Origin of the sequence: Mycobacterium colombiense, from assembly GCF_003284935.1 — a bacterium.
GTDB lineage: Bacteria > Actinomycetota > Actinomycetes > Mycobacteriales > Mycobacteriaceae > Mycobacterium > Mycobacterium arosiense_A.
Window position 1 is genome coordinate 123,306 of sequence record NZ_QMEV01000004.1, and the last position, 19,917, is coordinate 143,222.

The window sequence follows — 19,917 nt, forward strand, 5'->3', positions numbered from 1 at the left end:
ACGGGAAACCCTTCGTTACCGAAAGGCAAATGATGGCGGAAAAGAAGTCGCGGCGCGGCACTACCCAGCGCGAGGCGGTGGACAAGATCCGCGAGGGTGAGACCTTTGCGGTGAACCTGCCGGCGATCGGCCAGGTGGAAATCCCCAGGCCAGAGCAGTTGGCCTACTTCGGCGGGCTGGCGGCCCTGGCGGCCCTCGAACTCATCGACTGGCCGGTGGCGCTGGTCATCGCCGCCGGACACTTCCTGGCCAGCAACCACCACAACAAGCTGTTGGAGGAACTCGGCGAGGCGATGGAGGAGGCCTAGCCGGTCCGAGTCGCCGTGGCGCTTCCCGCGACCGCGCGATCGAACCGCAAGGTGACCCGGGTGCCGGACGCGGTCCGCAGCGTTTCGACGCCGTCGGCCAATCCGCTCATCAGCGTGAGCCCGCGTCCGCGGCGGCGGCTGCGCAGGCTGGCCGACGAATCGCCGCTCCACTGGCCCGTGTCGCTGACGGTGATCGTCACGGTGTCCTGATGCAGGAAGGCCTCGATGGACACCGTTTGGCGGGCATTGTTGCGGCTGCCGTGTTCGATCGCGTTGGTGACCGCTTCGCCGGTGGCCAACAAGATGTCGGTCTCGCGATGCGGCGCGACGACGATGGTGCTCAGCCATTCGCGCAACCGTTCGCGCGCGGCGGGAATCTGAGCCGGCGCGGCCGGCAGCACGGTGGCGAAACTGGCCCGGGCGAGGTGGCTCGGCCGCAGCGCGAGCACGACGACGTCGTCACGGTAGCCCGTCGGCGGGGCCATTCGGGACAGCAGTTCCGCGCAGATCGATTCCGCGGGCAGTCCGGCGCACTGCGCCGCCGCCGCCTGCAAACGCGCGAACCCGTCGTCGAGCGTCTCGCCGGGCCGCTCGATCAGCCCGTCGGTATAGAGCAGGATCAGCCCGCCGGGCGGCAGCTCCGCCGTCGCCGTGTGGCCCGGGGGCTGGTCCGGCGCATGGTGGGCGCCGGTCGCCGTCACCGTGACCGGGGCGCGGCGGCCGGACTCGAGGAAGATCGCGCGGCCGTCGGGCAGCACCAGCAGCGGATAGGGATGCCCGGCGCAGCTGTAGCTGACGGTGGCGCCTCCGCCGTGGCCGTCCGTGTCGATCAGGGCGTAGGCCACCGTCGCACAGCGCGCGCCGTCGACGCTGGCGCCGTATCGGTCCAGCGAACCCAGCACCGCGTCGGGTTCGCCCGCGGTGAGCGCCAACGCGGCGACCGCGGCGCGCAACCTGCTCATCACGATCGCCGCGGACAGGCCGTGGCCGACCACGTCACCGACCGATATCGCGATCCTGCCGGGGTGCTCCAGCGGGGTGACCGAATACCAGTCGCCGCCGACCCGCATGGCCTCCCCCGCCGGCTGGTAGACGGCCGCGACGACCGCGGCGGTGGAGCCGCGATCCAGGTCGAGCAGGTGCTCCTGGAAGTCGATGGCGATCTCGTGTTCGCGGGCCATCAGCCGCACTCGGTCCAGGGCCGCCGACGTCAGCTCGGTCACCCGCGCGAAGGCGTCGAGGTCGGCGGCCTCGAAATGGCGCGGCTGCGGCCACAGCAACGCCAGCACGCCTAGCATGCGACCGGACCCGTCCCGCAGCGGATGGCTGACGCAGGCGCGGATGCGCGCCGCGCTGTCCTGCACGGCGTGCTCGTAGCGCGGGGGCAGGTCGAACGTGTCGGCGACGATCATCGACTCGCCGGTGCGCGCGACGTCGGCGCCGATCAAGGGCGCGTCGAGCGCGACGACGTGGTAGCGGTCCCGAAACTCCGCGGGTAGGTCACCGGCGTATTCGAACCGCAGGTAGTCCTCGCCGTCGAGGACGCCGATCGCAACGGCACCGGCGTCACCGGAACCGAAGGAGGAGCCGAGCAGTGCGTCCATGATCCCGGCCACCGAGCTGGTGCCCTGCAGCGCCGAGTCGAGGTGCACTAGCTCCGAGGCCAGCCGCGACTGCGCCTCGCGACGCTGCCGGTCACGCTCGCGGCCCACCGCAGACAGCCTCGACGCCAGCCGGTCGATCAGCTCCTGCGATCGGAACGGCTTGGGCAGGTAGTCGTCCGCGCCACCGGCGTAGCCCTCGTTGACGGCCTCCGCGCCGGCCCTCGCGGACAGCATCAGGATCGGCGTCGCCGCCAGGTCCGGGTCCGCGCGAACGGCGGCGACGTATTCGAAGCCGTCGAGCCCGGGCATCATCACATCGGTGACGATCGCGTCCGGACGCAGGCTGCGGGTCGCGGCCAGCGCCGACTCGCCGTCGGCGACCGACACCGTCTCCCAGTGCGGCGACAACACCCGCTCGAGGTGGGCACGCATGTCGGCGTTGTCGTCGGCGATCAGCACCACCTGGCGGGTCATCGTCGGTGTGGCGGCGACGGGTTCGGCGACCGGCATTACCCACTGGCTAGCCTCGGCGACATACGGATTGGTCTCGTCCGGCCCCGCCGGCGACGGGTCGACGACCGCGCCGGAGGCCGATCGCGGCACGCGGATCGTCACGGTGGTGCCCTGGTCCACTTCGCTATCGATCTCGACCATGCCGCGGTGCAGGTCTACCAGCCCGCGGACCAGAGACAACCCGATCCCGGTGCCCTCGACGCTGCGGCCGCGAACGTTGTCGGCTCGGTAGAAGCGCTCGAACAGCAGCTTCAGATCCTCGGCGCCGATGCCGACGCCGGTGTCGCGCACCGCGATCACGCACTGCGCGGCCTCGGTGCGCACCCGCACCGAAATCGTGCCCTGCAGCGTGTATTTCACCGCGTTGGACAGCAGGTTGAGGACGATCGTCTCCCACATCGCCGGATCGACATCGGCCAAAGCCGGCGCGCAGTCCAGCTTCAACTCCAGCCCGGCGCGGTGACACAGCTCGGTGAACGACGACGCGATCTGCGCGGTGAGCGCGCCGACGTCGGTGCACACCAGCTTCGCGTTGGCCCGGCCGGCCTCGATGCGCGAAAAGTCGAGCAGCGAGTCGACCAGGCGCTGCAGCCGCCGCGCGTTGCGTCCCGCGGTGGTAAGCCGCTCCGCGAGAACGCTTTCCGGCTTCGCGTCCGACAGCGCGTCGTCCAGCGGTCCGAGCAGCAGGGTCAACGGGGTGCGGAACTCGTGGCTGACGTTGGTCAAGAATGCGGTCTTGGCCCGATCCAGTTCGGCCAGCACGTCGGCTCGGTGCCGCTCTTGCTCGTAGGAAACGATCGAGGCGAAGGTCGACGTCAACTGGTCGGCCAGCAGCTGGCAGAAACCCTGGAATTGGGCGTCCATGGGACGCCGGGGGTTGGCGGCGACCACCAGCGCCCCCGCCGTAGAGGCCTCCCCGAGGGGCACCACAAGAGCTTCCTGCGGGCAGTCGCCACCCAGCGCCTCTTCGATGGCGGGGATCGCGGCAGCCACGTCGTCGATCAGCTGCACCTCGGCCCGGGTCCGCGACGCCGCATCCCACGCGGTCAGCTGGGCCAGTTCGCCCGGCAGCAACGGCAGAATGGCGGGCGTCGCCCCGCGCACCGTGACCCTTCCCGTCGCGCCGTCGTCGGCGTACACGGCGATGAACGCCAGGTCGGCGGGCTGGCCGGCACAGATCCTGACAGCGACGCCGACCGCGTCGTCGATGCTGCGGCTCTCGACTATCGCGGAGGCGACCGTGTTGAGCAGGTGCAGGCGGCGCTCGCTCAGCACCCGCTCGGTGGTTTCGTAGGAGGGGCAGAAAATGCCGAAGGGCTTGCCGTCGCCGTCGATCAGGGGGCTGTAGGTGAAGGTGAAGTAGCGCTCGACGCGCCGCCCGGTGGTCACCATCGGCAGCATCAGGTCTCGCGACCAGGTCGCCTCACCGGTCGCGACCACGCCGGCGAGCATCGGGGCGATCGAATCCCAGATGTCCCACCACACTTCGCGGCCGGGCTGCCCCAGCGAGTGGGGGTGCTTGTCGCCCAGGATCTCGATGTAGGCCTCGTTGTACACCACGAACAGGTCCTCGGTGCCCAGCCACAGCACCAGCGGGAACCGCGACGCCAGCGTCGTGGCGACCGCCGCCCGCATCTCGCTGGACCAGCCGCTCGGCGGCCCCAACGGATGAGTGTCCCAGTCGTATTCGGCGAACCGCCGGCCCATCTCACCGCCCAACGAAACGGCAGCGGCCAGATCGGCCGGCAGTCGCGAGTTCATTGCGGTCGTCTTCGGTGCAATGCCGCGGACCGGGACGGGTAGATGTCGAAGACCCGGTCCAACTCGGTGACCTGGATAGGCCTAAGCACTTGGTCATGGTCGGCGACAAGCCGGACCGCGGTCCCGGCGGCTTTGGCGCCCTCATGACAATCGAGCACCACGTTCAGCGCCGCGCTACCGAAGAACTCGACAGCCAGCAGGTCGATCACCACCGCGCGCACCGGCTGCGTCGAGGCCAGCCCGAGCGCGGTGGTCAGGTGAGCGGCAAGCTCACCGACGTTACTGGAGTCGACATCGCCTTTGACGCTGACGATCACTGCGTCGTCGTTAGCCTCGTGTTCGACCGCCAACAAACTTCATGCCTTTCGCCGCAGCCAACGTTGGGATCTGCTGCCGCTAAGCCCGACGACGCGGCGTAGATGCGCGGTCGCGCATCGCAGATGACCCGAGAGTAACCCGTACCCGAACTGCCCGTTTGCCGATTCAGGTTACCCGGCGGGCTCGGCCGGAATCCTCTCGTGCGCGGTCAGCAGCAAATGATCGAACTGACTCTGCAGAGCGGCCGCCGGCACCGGCAGGGCGGCCACGTCGGTCAGCAGCTGCTTGGCCAGCGCCCGCAGCTTCACATTGGTCTCCTGCGAGCGCCACTGCAACACCCGGAACGCCTGCGCGGCGCTGACCCGGTAGACGTACATCAACACGCCCTTGGCCTGTTCGATGGCCGCGCGGCTCTCGAACAGGTCGGGCAGTGCCGTGTCGAGCACCTCCTGGCGGGCCTCGTCGAAGGTGTTGGTGAGGTCGATGTAGTAACCCGCGGTGCCCTGCACGGCGCCCGACTCGTCCAGCATGCGGTCGGCGACGACGATCGCGTCGTGCACCGCGCCGGCGGTGTCGATGAACCGGTGTCGGCTCGAGAACGACTCTTCGGATTGCAGGGCGTAGTCGAGCAACTCCTGCACATGCGCGCGATCGTCGGGATGCTTGTGCGACAGCAGCAGTTCGGTCGTCGGCTCGACCTCGCCCGGTTCGTAGCCGTGCATCCTGGCCACCTCGTCGGACCATTCCCAGCGCTGGCCGACGAACCAGAAGCGGAACGCGCCGATGTTCAGGTATCCGGGGGCCTGTTTGATCGGGTCGGAAACTCGGGCGCCGTCCCCGTTGGATGACGATTCCCCTGCTCGCCTGCGCTGTTGCACGTTTGCATTTTTCCACTAGGGGAGCGCCCTCGGCTACCGCCCCGGGTGAAAAGGCCGTCGCACCCTGCCGTGCGGTCGGCCGTGGGGGTAACGTCGCGTGCGGACCCATCCATACGACGCGGGAGCGCACGCCCAGTGCGCTGAGAGGACGGCTCGGGGCCGTCGACCGTACGAACCTGACCGGGTAATGCCGGCGTAGGGAGATGAAAAATGACTGACGTCCTTTCCGGAACCGCGTCGGGCGCCGCCTCGCCCAGCGTCGAACCGGCCGTCACGACCGGACCCATCTGGGGCAGCAGCAAGGCCTACCGCGAGGTCGAGGGACCGGGCGGGCTCACGTTGCGGGTGCCGCTGCGTCGGGTGCACCTGTCCACCGGCGACGACTTCGATCTGTACGACACCTCGGGGCCCTACACCGATCCGGAGGCGACGATCGATCTGACGGCCGGACTGCCGGCGCGGCCCGGCGTGGTCCGCGACCGCGGCACCCAGCTGCAGCGCGCCCGCGCCGGGGAGATCACCGCGGAGATGGCGTTCATCGCGGCCCGCGAGGGGATGCCCGCCGAGCTGGTGCGCGACGAGGTCGCCCGGGGCCGTGCGGTTATCCCGGCCAACCACAACCACCCCGAGATCGAGCCGATGATCATCGGCAAGGCGTTCGCGACCAAGGTGAACGCGAACATCGGCAACTCGGCAGTCACGTCGTCGATCGCCGAGGAGGTCGACAAGATGGTGTGGGCCACCCGGTGGGGCGCCGACACCATCATGGACCTGTCCACCGGCAAGAACATCCACGAGACCCGCGAGTGGATCCTGCGCAACTCGCCGGTGCCGGTCGGCACCGTGCCGATCTATCAGGCGCTGGAAAAGACCAAGGGCGACCCGACCGAACTGACTTGGGAGCTCTACCGCGACACCGTGATCGAGCAGTGCGAGCAGGGCGTGGACTACATGACGGTGCACGCCGGCGTGCTGCTGCGCTATGTGCCGCTGACCGCCAAGCGGGTCACCGGCATCGTGTCGCGCGGCGGTTCCATCATGGCGGCGTGGTGCCTGGCGCATCACCGGGAGTCGTTCCTGTACACCAACTTTGACGAGCTCTGCGAGATCTTCGCCCGCTACGACGTCACGTTCTCCCTGGGCGACGGGTTGCGGCCGGGGTCGATCGCCGACGCCAACGACGCCGCTCAGTTCGCCGAGCTGCGCACCCTGGGCGAACTGACGAAGATCGCGAAATCGCATGGCGTGCAGGTGATGATCGAGGGCCCGGGCCATGTCCCGATGCACAAGATCGTCGAGAACGTGCGGCTCGAGGAGGAGTGGTGCGAGGAGGCCCCGTTCTACACGCTGGGGCCGCTGGCGACCGACATCGCACCGGCCTACGACCACATCACCTCGGCGATCGGCGCGGCCATCATCGCCCAGGCCGGCACCGCGATGCTGTGCTACGTCACCCCCAAGGAACACCTGGGGCTGCCGGACCGCAAGGACGTCAAGGACGGGGTGATCGCCTACAAGATCGCCGCGCACGCAGGCGATCTGGCCAAGGGGCACCCGCACGCGCAGGAGCGTGACAACGCGTTGTCGACGGCACGGTTCGAGTTCCGGTGGAACGACCAGTTCGCGCTGTCGCTGGATCCGGACACCGCGCGCGAGTACCACGACGAGACGCTGCCGGCCGAACCGGCGAAGACCGCTCACTTCTGCTCCATGTGCGGACCGAAGTTCTGCTCGATGCGCATCACCCAGGACGTTCGCGACTACGCCGCCAAACACGGGCTCGACAGCGAGGAGGCGATCGAGGCGGCCATGTCCGAGGGCATGGCGGAGAAGTCTCGCGAGTTCGCCGAGCACGGCAACCGGGTGTATCTACCGCTGGCCCAGCAATGATCGCAAGCGCGGCGCAGCCGGGCGCAGCGGGTCGCTGCCATCTCGCCCTGTGAGTTTCCTGCCGCTGCCCGCGCCCGGGACGACGCCGCGGCGGGTGCTGACCATCGCCGGGTCGGACTCCGGGGGCGGCGCGGGCATCGAAGCCGACATGCGCACCATGGCGCTGCTGGGCGTGCACGCGTGCGTCGCGGTCACCGCCGTCACCGTGCAGAACACGTTGGGCGTGCAGAGTTTTCACGAGGTGCCCGGTGATGTCGTCGCCGGGCAGATCGAGGCCGTCGTCGGCGACATCGGCATCCAGTCCGCCAAGACCGGGATGCTGGCATCGCCGCGCATCATCGACACCGTGGCCACCACCTGGCGCGCGCTGGGTTTGTCGGTTCCGCTCGTCGTCGACCCCGTGGCCGCGTCCATGCACGGCGACGCGCTGATGGCGCCGGCGGCCCTGGATTCGCTTCGCAACCAACTGTTTCCGTTGGCGACGCTGGTGACGCCGAACTTGGACGAGGTGCGGCTGCTGGTCGACATCGACGTGACCGACGCCGAGTCGCAGCGGGCGGCGGCCAAGGCGCTGCGTGCGCTGGGCCCGCAGTGGGTGCTGGTGAAGGGCGGTCATCTGCGGTCATCGGATCGCAGCTGCGACCTGCTCTATGACGGCGCCGATTTTTACGAGTTCGACGCCGAGCGGGTCGCCACCGGCAACGACCACGGCGGCGGGGACACACTGGCCAGCGCCGTCGCGTGCGCGCTGGCGCACGATTGGCCCGTGCCGGAGGCCGTCGGGTTCGGCAAGCGCTGGGTCACCGAATGTCTGCGCGCCGCATACCCGCTGGGTCACGGCCACGGACCCGTCTCCCCGCTGTTCCGGCTCACGTGATCGCATGAACTTCGATCGGATCGCCGGCCTAGCGCACCAACCGGACGGTACGCCGGAGGGCGTGGTGGTGCTGACCCACGGCGCCGGCGGCAACCGGGATGCCGTTCTGCTGCAACAGGTTTGCGACGAGTGGGCGCAACGCGGCTGGCTGGCGGTGCGTTACAACCTGCCCTACCGGCGCCGCCGGCCCAGCGGGCCGCCGTCGGGTTCCGCCGCCACCGACCGGGCCGGAATCGTCGAGGCCATCGCGGTGTGCCGCGGCCTGGCCGACGGGCCGCTGATCGCCGGTGGACATTCCTACGGCGGCCGGCAGACGTCCATGGTCGTCGCGGCCGGGGAAGCAGCGGTGGACGTGCTGACGCTGTTCTCCTATCCGGTCCATCCCCCGGGCAAACCCGAACGGGCCCGCACCGAGCACCTGCCCGACATCACGGTACCGACGGTGTTCACGCATGGGACGTCGGATCCGTTCGGCACGCCCGACGAATTGCGCGCCGCGGCGGCGCTGGTCAGCGGGACGACGGCCGTCGTCGAGATCGCCAGTGCCCGCCACGATCTGCGGTCCAAGACATTGAACGTGCCGGCGCTGGCCGTCGATGCGGCGCTACAGCTGCTCGGCCGGAAATAGATGGCTTGACCTGAGCGGGGATCGCCGCGGGCCGAACTTGTCGGTGGTGGCTGCGATGATGGCGTCATGTCCCCGACCGCGAACGCAGCCAGCGTCGACGTGTCCCCGAAGGAACGTCTCGCGGTGCTCTTCGACGAACTGGCGGAGTTGAGCGGTCAGCGCAACGCGATTGATGGGCGCATCGTGGAGATCGTCGCCGAGATCGAGCGCGACGAGCTCTGCGGCCTCACCGGGGCGCGGTCGGTGCCGGCGTTGGTGGCATGGAAGCTCGGTTCGTCCTCGGGAACCGCGCACACGATCGCCACCATCGCGCGCCGGCTGCAGGAGTTTCCCCGCTGCGCCCAAGGCATGCGAGAGGGCCGACTATCGGCCGATCAGGTCGGCGTCATCGCCGCGCGCGCCGCTGACGGATCCGATGCCCACTACGCGCAGCTGGCCGCGGTGGCCACGGTCAACCAGCTGCGCACCGCGGTCAGGCTCGAACCACGACCCCAACCCGACCCCGAATCCCGACCCGAGGCCGAGCGTTCGATCACCCGGACCACCGACGACCAAGGGGCGTGCTACCGAATCAGGCTTCCGCACCTCGATGCGGCGAAGTTCGACGCTGCCTTGGCCTCTCATCGCGACGCGCTGATCGCCGAATGGAAGGCCGATCACGCTGACCACACCAGCGATCAGGCGCCACCAATGCCGAGGCTTGACGAGGCGTTTATGCGTCTGGTCGAGGCCGGCTGGGATACCGAGGCGGCCCGGCGCCCGCACGGGCAACACACCACCGTGGTCGTACATGTCGATGTCGAGCAACCCGCCGCGGCACTGCATTTGGGTCCGCTGCTCACCGATGCCGAACGCCGCTACCTGACCTGTGATGCCACGGCCGAGGTGTGGTTCGAACGGTCCGGAGAGCCCATCGGGGCGGGCCGGGCGACCCGGCTGATCAGCCGGCGGCTGCGCCGCGCGCTCGAGCATCGCGACCGCGCCTGCGTGGTCCCCGGCTGTGGGGCCACCCGTGGTCTGCACGCCCACCACCTGCGGCACTGGGAAGACGGCGGCCCCACCGAGTTGGCCAACCTGGTGCTGCTGTGCCCCTATCATCACCGGCTGCACCACCGTGGGGGCCTGGAGATCACCGGACCCGCAGACGCCCTCGTGGTCACCGACGACGCCGGCCGGTCACTGAGCCCGGGATCGCTGGCGCGCCCACCCACCACACCCCCACCCGCGGTGTCGCCGTGCCCCGGACCCATCGGCGAGCGCGCCGACTGGTGGTGGTACACACCCTTCCAACCCCAACCACCACCGACAACCAATTAGCCCGGCTATCGGAGCGTCGTAAACATTGGGGCGAAACGACATTCGTTCACCCCATCCGGCCGACCGCCACGTCACGCGCAATCGCAATCGCAATCGCAATCGCAATCGCAATCGCAATCGCAATCGCAATCGACGATTACCCGTGCGCCGTGATCCACGTCGGCCGCAACCGCTCCGGTCTCTATCCTAGGGTGGTGGCGTGGATGGTGTCAGCGACTCCGCGGTGGAGTGCAGCAGGCGGTGTCCGGGTGGTTCAGCCGGCTACGCCGTCGGCTGAAACCGAATGGCGTTCGGCGCCGGGGAGTTTCGCCGGCGTCTGCGGAAAGCGTGCCGAGCATGACCGGCGCGCCCGCGAGGAGTGGCTGGCCCGCGCCATCCAGGAGCGCTACACCGAGCGCGAGCGGCGCGTCATCGTCGACGCGTTGTCGCTACTCGAGCGCTTGACCGAGCAATGAGGACGCGAAAGGACGGCATCGGCAATGGAATTGGGATTGCATTTCATAGACTTCCTACCCGGAGACCCGGCCAAGCTGGGCCCGGCGCTGGCCGAGTCGGCCAGGGCGGCCGAACAGGGCGGCGCCACGCTGTTCACCCTGGCCGACCACTTCTTCCAGATGGAAGCCATGGGACGGGCGGAGGATCCGTTCCTCGAGGGGTACACGTCACTGGGATTTCTGGCGGGGCAGACGTCGCGAATCGACCTGAGCCTGTTGGTCACCGGCGTCACCTACCGATATCCGGGGCTGCTGGCCAAGGCGGTCACGACGCTTGACGTCTTGTCGCAGGGCCGGGCGATGTTGGGACTCGGCGCGGCCTGGTACGACCGGGAGCACGCCGCGCTGGGCTTCCCCTATCCGCCGGTCAGCCGGCGCTTCGAGATGCTCGAGGAGACGTTGCAGATCTGCCGGCAGATGTGGAGCGACAACGACGGCCCGTACGAAGGCAAGCACTATCAGCTGGCCGAGACAATCTGTGCGCCACAACCGATTCGGCGTCCCCCGGTGCTGATCGGCGGGGACGGTGAGAAGAAGACGCTGCGTCTGGTCGCGCAATACGCCGACATCTGGAACTCCACGGTGACCGAAGTCGACGCGATCAGGCACAAGATCGAGGTCCTGCACCGTCATTGCGACGCGGTCGGCCGCGATCCCGGCGAGATCCGCAAGACGGTCGGCTATTTCGTCGATCCTTTCGAGGACCTCGACGGCTATTTCAGGACCGTCGAGGGCTACGCCGCACTCGGCGTCAAGCTGGTCAACGCCGGCCCGTTCCCCGGCAATCCGGATCCGGTCGGCTTCGTTCGGCGCCTGGGCGACGAGGTGATTCCCCGGCTCGCCGAAATAGGCTGACCCGGTTGGTGCTCGGTTATCCCGGATAGCGCGAGTAACAGGCGTCCGCGTTGCCGGTCACTCCGCCGCGGAATGCAGCGATCCGCGTGAACCCGGCCGGGACGCTGGTGCCGTCCGCGTCGCTGGCGACCAGATGGTTGGTGAGCAGGCCGGCGACCGCCTCGTCGAGATCGCCTGCGGTCAGCAGTAATTGGTTGTGCGAGGCCAGGTCGATCGGTTCGGCCATCTTGCGATGCACCACACCGGTCAGGCATGCGGTGCGCAGCGCGGTCCAGGGGCTCTGCATCGGCAGGCCGCGTTCATGCTGCACGGCGAGCGCGTATCTCGACATCACGACCGACAGCGCGGTGTCGTCACCCTGCGGCAGGGTCTGTTGTTTCTCGTCGGCGACCGTGCCCATGGCGGCGAGCCCGGGCAGGTCGATCACAATGGTGTTGGTGCCCGGGCAGTAGGACGCGGGCGGGGTGGCCTTGGCGTCCGGGCACGCTGCCGGTTGGTAGGACAGCGCCGGCGGGCTGGTCGGCGCGAAGATCTTTCCCAGCAGCTCCATGAGGTTCGACATGGTGTCCTGATTGATGGGCACCTCGCCGGTTTCGGGTGCGCCGGTGGTGGAGTCGACCCGCAGGGCGTTCGGCAGGTCGCCGCGGCGCTTTTCGATTTCCTTGCGGTTGATCGCCGCGCAGGCCGAGGCGCCGTTGAGAAATCCCATTTGGAAGGCGCTGATCCGATCCAGGGCCGACCCGTGGGCGTCGTCGTTTTCGGTCTCGCTGTCCATGACGGGATCCCGCGTGGTGATGATCCCGGCCAGCACGTGGTCGAGCCCGTCGGCGGTGCTCAGCGTGAACCGCGGCGACTTGCCGTCGGCGACCCAGTACAGATAGACACCCGCGAAGCAGTCGGCCTGCTGCTCGCGGACGATGGTCGCGTCCCGTCTGGTCACCAGCTTCGCCATCTGTTGCAGCGCATGACCGAATTCGTGTGCGAGCACGCCGGTGACGGACATGTCACCGAAGTACTTCTGCGCCATGGGCATGAACACGCCGCGGTCCCAGGCGATCAGGTTGCACTTGCCGGTGTAGAAGGCGTTCACGAGCTTGTAGGTGTCGTTGTGGCACACGATCGGGCTGCTCGGATCGGTGGAGTTGTAGGACACCATCTTGCTGACCGGAACGAACTTGCCCTGCAGCGATTGGTCGTACACCGACTGCCAGTAGTCCTCGATGTCGTTGACCGACAGCAGCGCCAGGGTGTCGATGGGGCCGTTGTCGGTGTTGAGCACCTTGCCGGTGGGACTGGGTGCGTTCGAACGGATTCCGCTGGGTCCGTTGGTCGCGGGCAGGCCGCCGACCAGAAACGGGTCGTTGAGCATCGACAGCGCGCGTCCGTCGACGAACGTCGTGCAGCCGGCCACCACCAGCGCCGTCACCGCCCACACGAGTGCCGACCTGAACGCATGGCTATTCATGACCAACCTCATCCCGACCGGCTACGGCGCAGCATCAAGGAAACTCATCCTAGAGGCATCGACCACACCCGGCAGCAAGAATCGAGCGACCCAGCAAACGCGGGCCACGCAGGTACCCGAGCGGCGGTGCGGCACACCGCGCAGGGGAAAGGGTTCACACGAACCCCTCAGCCAACTAGGGATTGCGAGCCACAGTGCCAGTGCGATTGGCGCGCCGATGCCGACCTCGCATGGTGCGGACGTATGTCCATCACCTACGCCGCCCCCGGCGGCGGGAAGGGAATCCACGGAATATTCCACCAGGCGATCGGGGGCGGCGGCTCGGTGGTCGGCTCGCCCAGGTGTTGTGGGCAATAGGCACTGACGGCGCTGGTCGTGAAGCGGGTCGCGTCCGCCACGGTGTATCCGGCATTTTCCGACGACACGCTTTGGATGACGTCGGCCTGGGAGTGACCCTGGTCCATCAGTTCACACGCCCTCTTGCCGACCTGAATGGCGACCGTGCCGTTGCGGTAAGGGACGCCGGCCTGATCGAGCGCCGCCAAGAAGTTCGCATCCGGGTTGTCACCCGGCTCGGCTTGGGCCGGCGTGGCCGCACCGATCACCGCGGCGAAGCTCGCCAGCACGAGACGCATTCGCACCGCTTCATCCTTCTACAGAAAGCCGGTGTTGTCCTGTTGCGAATTCGGCTTGACGTTGCGCGGCGTCTCCCGCACGTCCATCCGGTTGTAGCAGCCGGGTTCGACACGCCGCGCCGTTACGGCACCCGGGTGCGATGCCGCTTGTTGTGCGGCGGCACCCCGTTGACGCCCCCGATGGATTCCGCGTAACTGCCGACCACGAAAGCGACGCCAGAACCCATGACCGCCAACGCTTCCCGATTGATGTTGTCGACGGCGTCGCGAGGTGTCTGGAAATCGGGATCGAACGCCACGCCGGTCTGCCCGCCCCACAACCTGGCCTGCACGGGGCTCTTCGGCTGCGAGGCACCGGTCGTCATGCCCCCGACCGGCACGCCGGCCACCATGAACGGGTGATAGTCGGCCCGGGTGTCCAACGGCATGTCGGCGGGACGCTTGCCGGCGAGGTTCAGATATCCGGCCAGGGTGCGTTCGATGCCGGCCGATCCCTCGGGCACGTCGGCGGCGGAGATACCGGGCGCGGGCGGCCCGGACTGATCACCGTCGTCGGTGAAGAATCCGGCATTCGGTGAACCCAGCATGGTGAAGTTCAGGTACAGCGCGATGTCGTTGAGCTGGTCGCGGTCCATGCCGAACACGTAATCCATGACGCCGTTGCGGCCGTCCTCCTCGGCACCCCAGAACACGAACCGCACCGCGTTGTTGACCGGCGCGAGCGGGCCCAGCTGCAACGCCGTCTCCAGCACGGCGGCCACCGCGGAGCCGTCGTCGTTGATGCCGGGCCCGGCGCGGGAGCCGTCCAGGTGCGCGCCGACCACGACGACATCGTGGGCCGACCCGGTCTTGGTCTGCGCCACGACGTTTCGCGAAGTGATCTTGACGTTCTGCGCATCGAGCACCAGGCGTACCGGTGCGGTCGAGCCGCTCAGCGCGGCGGCGCCGTAGGAACCCAGCACGGCGACGGGCACGGTCAGCTGCTTGAAATAGCCGGGGGTGAACAGCGTGGGCGGCGCGCCCCGCCCGGTGGGCGCGCTGAGCACGATCAGTGCGCTCGCGCCCTTGGCCACCGCGCTGTTCTGTTTGTCGACCACCGAACAGTGCGCGTCGTCGACGACGGCGATCGACCCCTTGGGCAGGGTCGCCGGGTAATCGTTGGCCGCGCAGCCCGAGGGCTGGGCCGGCCGGATCGGCTGGCCGGTCAGTCCGCCGGGCGGCGTCTGGACCAATAGCGAGGCCTGGTCGACGGGAAAGGCGCGGCCCGCGACCGTCAACGCCGGCTTGCCCAACGACACGGTGTAGAGCCGGTCGAACTGCGGCGTCTGGACGTCAAAACCCTTGTCGCGCAGTGCTTTAGCCACGTAGTCCACACTGGCGTTGAAGCCGGGTGTGCCGTCTGCACGGTTGCCGCCGTTGGCGTTGGCGATGTTCTGCAGGGCTCGCAGGTGGGTCAGCAGGCCCTCGACGTTCACCCGCGTGGCCAGGCCGTGCGCCAGGTCCGGAGTGGCCGTCGGCGGCCCCGGCCGGGTCTGCGAACACCCGGCCACCAGCCCGGCGATCAGCAGCAGTGTCGCGGCCAGCCGGGACATCATGATTTGACGAGCACGTGCCGGACGCGATCCGCCATGGCGGGGACACCGTTGTGCCCGCCGAGGTCCTGCGCGTACAGCCCGATCGCGTAGGCCACACCGCCACCGTTGATTCCCAGTGCGGTGCGGTCGATGTGGTCCAGGGTGTCGGTCTTTTGGTGGTAGTTCGGGTCGAACGGTTGATCGGCGGTGCCGCCCCACAGCTTGGCCTGGTCGGCGGACATCTTCCCTTCGGCCCCCGAGAACAGGCCGCCGGACGGGATGCCCGCCAGCGTGAACCCGTCGTAGTCCGACCTACCGTCGAACGCGGTGTCCTGCGCGGTCTTTCCGGCCGACTTCAAGTAGGCGACCAGCGTGCGTTCGATACCGGCCGAACCTTCGGGCACCACCGGCTGGCCGCGCGCGTCCGCGGGCAGCGATTGGTCACCGTCGTAGGTGAAATAGCCGGGGTTAGGCGACGCGAGCATGTCGAAATTGAGATACAGCGCAAGGTTTTTCAGCGCTGTCAGGTCCAGCGATTCGACGTAATTGCGCGAACCGATCAGTCCGAGCTCCTCGGCACCCCAGAAGCCGAAACGCAGCGCATTGTGCACGGGCGGCGAATTACCCAGCCGCACAGCGGTTTCCAGGACCGCGGCCACACCCGATCCGTTGTCGTTGATGCCCGGGCCATCGGGCACGCTGTCCAAGTGCGCCCCGGCCATCACCACGCCGGTCGCCGAGCCGGTCTTGGTCTGCGCAATCACGTTGCGGGCCCGGAAGCTTTGGGCGCTCGCAGTGAGCTTGATCGTGGTGGGGCCGGGCTGGCCGCGCAGCTGAACCCCCACCGACTTGGTCACGCTCAGCACCGGAATCTTCACCTCGGTGGCCGGACCGAGCGTGCCGCCCATCTGTTGTTCGTCGACATTGTCGGCGATGATCATCGCCACGGCACCGCCCTGCGCCGCGGCGTCCTCTTTCTGGGCGAACGGGCAGGTGCCGCGATCCACCAGCACCACGGCGCCCCGCAGCGGCAGGCTGGCGTAATCGGAGGCCGCGCAACCCAGGTTGTTCGGCGGTGCGCTGACAAGCGGCCCGCTCACCCCGTCCGGCCCGGTGCCTAGGCTGAAGTCCAGCGCGTGCGCCTCGACCGACTTGCCGCCGACGGTGAGCACCGGCTTCTCGGCGTGGAACACGCGTGCCGAGAATTCGGGGGTTTGCACGTCAAATCCGCTGCCGCGCAGCACGTTCACCACGTAGTCGACGCTGGCCTCGTACCCGGGTGTACCCACCGCCCGGGTGCCGTTGTTGGCGTTGGCGATGTCTTGCAACTTGGACAGGTGGGCCATCATCGCGTCGGCGGTGACCTTGTCACGCAGACCCGCGGCGAATTCGGCGGCGGCGGGATGCGTTTGCTGCGAGCCGGACGACCGATGCGCGCAGCCGGTCGAGAACGCGGTCAGGGCGATCACGGCCACCATCGCCGGAATCGTCGTGGATTTGTTCACCATCGCGCCCCAGGTTAGACCGCGGCGCAACCGGCCCGGATCAGGACACGGCGGTATCAGACATACAGTGCGCTGAAGGGCGCAAAGGGGATATTGCGCACCACGAACCACGCCAGCACCAGTGACAGCGTCAGTGCGGCGGCCCATCGTCGGTGCTGCCAGCTGCGGATGCGCCGACCCACCAGGCGCCCGTAGGTCCAGGAAAAGTAGGCCCACGTCAACAGCACGACAGCCGCCAGGCCCAAGGCGTTGAACCTGGCGGCCGCCAACAGATTGCCGTGCAGGAGCGAATACACCATGCGCAAGCTGCCGCAGCCGGGACAGTCGATCCCCAACAACGCCTTGGTGGGGCATACCGGCAGCGGGCCGTGCGGGGTGGTCGGGTCACCCGCCCAGATGGCGGCGCACATCAGCGTCGTGGATGCGGCCACCACCAGTGGTGCGCCCATGCTCGCGTGCGCCGCCCCCCAGCGGGTCACCATGATTGAACTCTAGAGGCTTTAGAACATCGCGGCGAGTGCCGCGTTGGTGTCCGTGTTGAGCGCGCCCACCGCCATCAGGATGCCGTAGATGATGCCCACGACGATGCCGATGGCCACCGACCAGATCACCCATTTCTTGGCGCTGTCGGCGGACGCCTGCGCCTCCGCGTACCGGCCCTGCGCCCACAACCCATTGACCTGGCTCGACTTGACGATCGCCACGATTCCGAAGGGCAGACAGCAGAACAGGGTCGCCAGAATCGACCACACCAGATAGTTATTCGGCTGCGCGGCTGCCGGCTGCTGCGGCGGATAACCGGGGGGAGGCGGCGGCGGAGGAGGGGGTTGTGTCATGGATTCTCCAGTCAAGAGAAGTTAGCTGGCGTAAAGCGGTGCTAACCATACCCGAGCGGGCTCTGATCGGCACTAGCAATGCAAAAATCTGGTTTAGGCCGGGCCAGTCGCGACCCGTCGGCAACACGACAGCATTCGGCGGCGGGCTCGATAAACCCCGCACCTCAACATAATTCGATACCCCACGCGACGGCCCGCACGGCACTATCATTTGCCTGGTCCGGCGCGGGTTCGGCCGGGGAAGGATGCCCACACAGACAATTGCCTGCGGAATGTATTGCTTTACCACGACATAGCCCTACTATCCGTGTTTAGAAGACGCCGTTAAGGAGCCATTCATGTCCGATTTCAGCAACGTGCTGAGGACAGCGGTGGCGGCGGCATTCACCGCCGGTTTGGCCTTAGCGGGCAAACGTTCGCCCCTCTTTATTTCCATCAACCGCAGGGAGTCAGGAAAATGTCACATCTCAACACCGCGCTGCGCGTCGTGTCGGCCGCAGCCTTCACGGGCAGTTTGGCTTTCGCGGGTTGTGCCACCGCTAACGCCGAGCCCAACACCGGTAACGCGGCGGACATGAACACGCTGGCCGCCTCGCTGTCGAAGGGCTACGGCCTGAACAACTGCAAGTCCCAAGAGCTCACCGAGGCCGGCGAACTGGCCGAACTGGTGTGCGGGCAAAGCCCCGACTCCAGCGGACCCGGATCGGGTGTCTACGCGCTCTTCTCCAACAGCACGAACCTGGGCTCGGCGTTCAGTTCCACCATCAAAGACGTCTCCCTGGCCGCGTGTGGGGACGCCGGTCAGTCACCGGGAACCTGGAAGCAGAACGGCCAGACCGGCGGCCAGATCGCCTGCGGAACGTACAAGAACTACGCGACGCTGACCTGGACCACCGACGCCAAAAACGTGCTGGGACACCTGACTTCGTCCAATTCCGATGTCAACGCGCTCTACCAGTGGTGGCGCACCAACGGCTGACGTTACAGCGCGGCCGCCAGCAGATCCGCCACCGCGCGCATCCCCTGGGCGTTCGGGTGTAGCGGGGCGGGGCGACCCGGCAGTGACACACCGAGGCGCGACGGCAGCGTCGTCCAGGGCTGTGCCGACCACGCGTGGTGTTCGCGGCTGGCCGCGGCGGCGCGAATGAGTTCGCAACCGGTCGCCGCGGCGGCATCGGCCGTCATCGTTTCCAGCGTCGCGGCCACGTGTCGACCCAGGTCGGCATCGGTGGGCGACAGGGGCGCGGCCGGCACGCCCGGCGGCGGCAGCATCGTCAGGTAGTCGACGAAGAAGATCCGTGCCCTCGCGGACCGTCGGCGCACTTCCCGGCCGACCGCGCACAGCGATTCAAACACCGCGTCCAGCGCCCGATCTCGGGCCTGGCGGTCCATCAGTTCGGCGATGCGCTCCCCCAGCACCGGCAGGTGCCGCAGCGCCCGCGGCAGCGACGCGGCCATCAACAGCGGGATGTAGCCGACATCATTGCCGCCGATGGTGACGGTGACCAGATTCTCGGTGCCGTCCAGCGCCGCGATCTGGGGTGGCGCCCCGCGCTGGCTCTCGGCGAGCACGTTGGCGGTGGTCGCCCCGGAGAAGGTGACGTCGACCAGGTCGTAGCGGTAACGCTGCGCGATCAGGTGCGCGTAGTTGCGCGCCGATCGGCCCGACCATCGCGGAGCCCCCGCCGCGCGCGGACGGATGCCCGGGCCTGCGGCCATCGAACTACCCAGCGCGACATAACGATTCATCGTTGCGGGCTCGAAGCCTGCGCCCAGAATCGCTTGGGGATCCGCCCGGCGCGCCGGGCCAGATATCCCGCGGTGACGGCGGCGGCCATCGCGGCGGCCATCGCCGCCGGGTCGGCGGCCCGGGTCACCGCCGTGGCCAATAGCACCGCGTCGCAACCCAATTCCATCGCCAGCGCGGCATCGCTGGCGGTTCCGATGCCGGCGTCGAGCACCACCGGAACGCCGGCCCCGGCGACGATCATCTCGATGTTGTGCGGGTTGGTGATGCCCAGGCCGGTGCCGATCGGCGAACCCAGCGGCATGACGGCGGCGCAGCCGGCGTCCTCGAGCCGGCGCGCCAGCACCGGATCGTCGTTGGTGTAGGGCAGCACCACGAACCCGTCGTCGACCAATTGCTCTGCGGCTCGCACCAATTCGACCGCGTCGGGCAGCAGGGTGCGTTCGTCGGCGATCACCTCGAGCTTGATCCAGTTGGTGTTCAGCGCCTCGCGCGCCAACTGCGCGGTGAGCACCGCCTCGGCCGCGCCGCGGCAGCCCGCCGTGTTGGGCAGCGGGGTGATGCCCAGCCGGTTGAGCAGATCGAGTAATCCGGTGCCGCCCTCGGCGTCGACGCGGCGTATCGCGACGGTGGTCAGTTCCGTGCCCGAGGCCACCAGCGCCTCTTCGAGCACCGCGAGGTTGCTCGCTCCCCCGGTCCCCATGATGAGCCG

The 19,917-nt window shown here is 68.2% G+C and carries 18 protein-coding genes, 1 pseudogene and 1 riboswitch; of the genes and pseudogenes, 8 read left to right on the forward strand and 11 right to left on the reverse strand.

Annotated elements, in window-relative coordinates; translation table 11 throughout:
- Positions 1–32 precede the first annotated feature (32 nt).
- Positions 33–308 (forward strand): hypothetical protein, encoded by a 276-nt coding sequence (locus DQP57_RS03595; protein ID WP_112631737.1) that lies wholly within the window; start codon positions 33–35, stop codon positions 306–308.
- Here DQP57_RS03595 and DQP57_RS03600 read toward each other — a convergent pair.
- The 3 genes from DQP57_RS03600 to DQP57_RS03610 form a co-directional block, all read right to left on the reverse strand.
- Positions 305–4,186: a SpoIIE family protein phosphatase gene (locus tag DQP57_RS03600; protein ID WP_112631676.1), complete on the reverse strand. Its 3,882-nt coding sequence runs from the start codon at positions 4,184–4,186 to the stop codon at positions 305–307. The two genes, DQP57_RS03595 and DQP57_RS03600, sit on opposite strands and share 4 nt — an antisense overlap.
- A complete protein-coding gene (locus DQP57_RS03605) occupies positions 4,183–4,539 on the reverse strand; it encodes an STAS domain-containing protein (protein WP_112631677.1) in 357 nt (118 codons plus the stop codon). Before DQP57_RS03605 ends, DQP57_RS03600 begins: the two co-directional genes overlap by 4 nt.
- 135 nt (positions 4,540–4,674) lie before the next feature.
- Complete coding sequence (locus DQP57_RS03610) at positions 4,675–5,316, reverse strand: PAS and ANTAR domain-containing protein (RefSeq protein WP_240631670.1); 642 nt, start codon at positions 5,314–5,316, stop codon at positions 4,675–4,677.
- 174 nt (positions 5,317–5,490) lie between these two features.
- Positions 5,491–5,601, forward strand: a riboswitch (TPP riboswitch).
- On the opposite strand from DQP57_RS03610, the gene thiC reads away from it, so the two are divergent.
- The 6 genes and pseudogenes from thiC (at position 5,593) to DQP57_RS03640 (ending at position 11,443) form a co-directional block, all read left to right on the forward strand.
- The gene (gene thiC, locus DQP57_RS03615; RefSeq protein WP_112631679.1) at positions 5,593–7,272 is read left to right on the forward strand and encodes a phosphomethylpyrimidine synthase ThiC; all 1,680 of its coding nucleotides are present in this window, start codon (positions 5,593–5,595) and stop codon (positions 7,270–7,272) included. (Overlaps the previous riboswitch by 9 nt.)
- A gap of 49 nt (positions 7,273–7,321) precedes the next feature.
- The gene (gene thiD / locus DQP57_RS03620) at positions 7,322–8,149 is read left to right on the forward strand and encodes a bifunctional hydroxymethylpyrimidine kinase/phosphomethylpyrimidine kinase (RefSeq protein WP_112631680.1); all 828 of its coding nucleotides are present in this window, start codon (positions 7,322–7,324) and stop codon (positions 8,147–8,149) included.
- Positions 8,150–8,153: 4 nt separating this feature from the next.
- Positions 8,154–8,777, forward strand: coding sequence for an alpha/beta hydrolase family protein (locus tag DQP57_RS03625; RefSeq protein WP_112631681.1), 624 nt, complete (start codon positions 8,154–8,156; stop codon positions 8,775–8,777).
- 66 nt (positions 8,778–8,843) lie between these two features.
- Complete coding sequence (locus tag DQP57_RS03630) at positions 8,844–10,094, forward strand: HNH endonuclease signature motif containing protein (protein WP_112631682.1); 1,251 nt, start codon at positions 8,844–8,846, stop codon at positions 10,092–10,094.
- 323 nt (positions 10,095–10,417) lie between these two features.
- Positions 10,418–10,549: pseudogene (locus DQP57_RS03635) on the forward strand (MarR family transcriptional regulator); the annotation flags it as partial.
- A gap of 24 nt (positions 10,550–10,573) precedes the next feature.
- A complete protein-coding gene (locus DQP57_RS03640; RefSeq protein WP_112631683.1) occupies positions 10,574–11,443 on the forward strand; it encodes an LLM class F420-dependent oxidoreductase in 870 nt (289 codons plus the stop codon).
- Positions 11,444–11,459: 16 nt separating this feature from the next.
- On the opposite strand, the gene DQP57_RS03645 is transcribed toward DQP57_RS03640, so the two are convergent.
- The 6 genes from DQP57_RS03645 to DQP57_RS03670 all read right to left on the reverse strand — a co-directional run bounded on the left by DQP57_RS03645 (position 11,460) and on the right by DQP57_RS03670 (position 17,458).
- On the reverse strand, positions 11,460–12,908 hold the full coding sequence (locus DQP57_RS03645; protein ID WP_112631684.1) for a neutral zinc metallopeptidase: 1,449 nt from the start codon (positions 12,906–12,908) through the stop codon (positions 11,460–11,462).
- A 254-nt stretch (positions 12,909–13,162) separates the two neighbouring features.
- Positions 13,163–13,543, reverse strand: a complete 381-nt coding sequence (locus DQP57_RS03650; protein ID WP_112631685.1) for a DUF732 domain-containing protein — start codon at positions 13,541–13,543, stop codon at positions 13,163–13,165.
- A 122-nt stretch (positions 13,544–13,665) separates the two neighbouring features.
- Entirely contained in the window at positions 13,666–15,138 is a 1,473-nt protein-coding gene (locus DQP57_RS03655; protein WP_112631686.1) for a M28 family peptidase, read from the reverse strand.
- Complete coding sequence (locus tag DQP57_RS03660; protein ID WP_112631687.1) at positions 15,135–16,625, reverse strand: M28 family metallopeptidase; 1,491 nt, start codon at positions 16,623–16,625, stop codon at positions 15,135–15,137. The genes DQP57_RS03655 and DQP57_RS03660 overlap by 4 nt, the downstream gene beginning before the upstream one ends.
- Positions 16,626–16,678: 53 nt before the next feature.
- Positions 16,679–17,104, reverse strand: coding sequence for a DUF2752 domain-containing protein (locus DQP57_RS03665; RefSeq protein ID WP_112631688.1), 426 nt, complete (start codon positions 17,102–17,104; stop codon positions 16,679–16,681).
- A gap of 18 nt (positions 17,105–17,122) precedes the next feature.
- On the reverse strand, positions 17,123–17,458 hold the full coding sequence (locus DQP57_RS03670) for a CD225/dispanin family protein (RefSeq protein WP_112631689.1): 336 nt from the start codon (positions 17,456–17,458) through the stop codon (positions 17,123–17,125).
- 457 nt (positions 17,459–17,915) lie between these two features.
- On the opposite strand from DQP57_RS03670, the gene DQP57_RS03675 reads away from it, so the two are divergent.
- Positions 17,916–18,437, forward strand: a complete 522-nt coding sequence (locus DQP57_RS03675; RefSeq protein ID WP_112631690.1) for a serine/threonine protein kinase — start codon at positions 17,916–17,918, stop codon at positions 18,435–18,437.
- A 2-nt stretch (positions 18,438–18,439) separates the two neighbouring features.
- Here the strand turns inward: DQP57_RS03675 and DQP57_RS03680 are convergent, their stop codons facing one another.
- The gene (locus tag DQP57_RS03680; protein ID WP_112631691.1) at positions 18,440–19,207 is read right to left on the reverse strand and encodes an SGNH/GDSL hydrolase family protein; all 768 of its coding nucleotides are present in this window, start codon (positions 19,205–19,207) and stop codon (positions 18,440–18,442) included.
- On the reverse strand, positions 19,204–19,908 hold the full coding sequence (locus tag DQP57_RS03685) for a thiazole synthase (protein ID WP_430917870.1): 705 nt from the start codon (positions 19,906–19,908) through the stop codon (positions 19,204–19,206). The genes DQP57_RS03680 and DQP57_RS03685 overlap by 4 nt, the downstream gene beginning before the upstream one ends.
- Between the last annotated feature and the right edge of the window lie 9 nt (positions 19,909–19,917).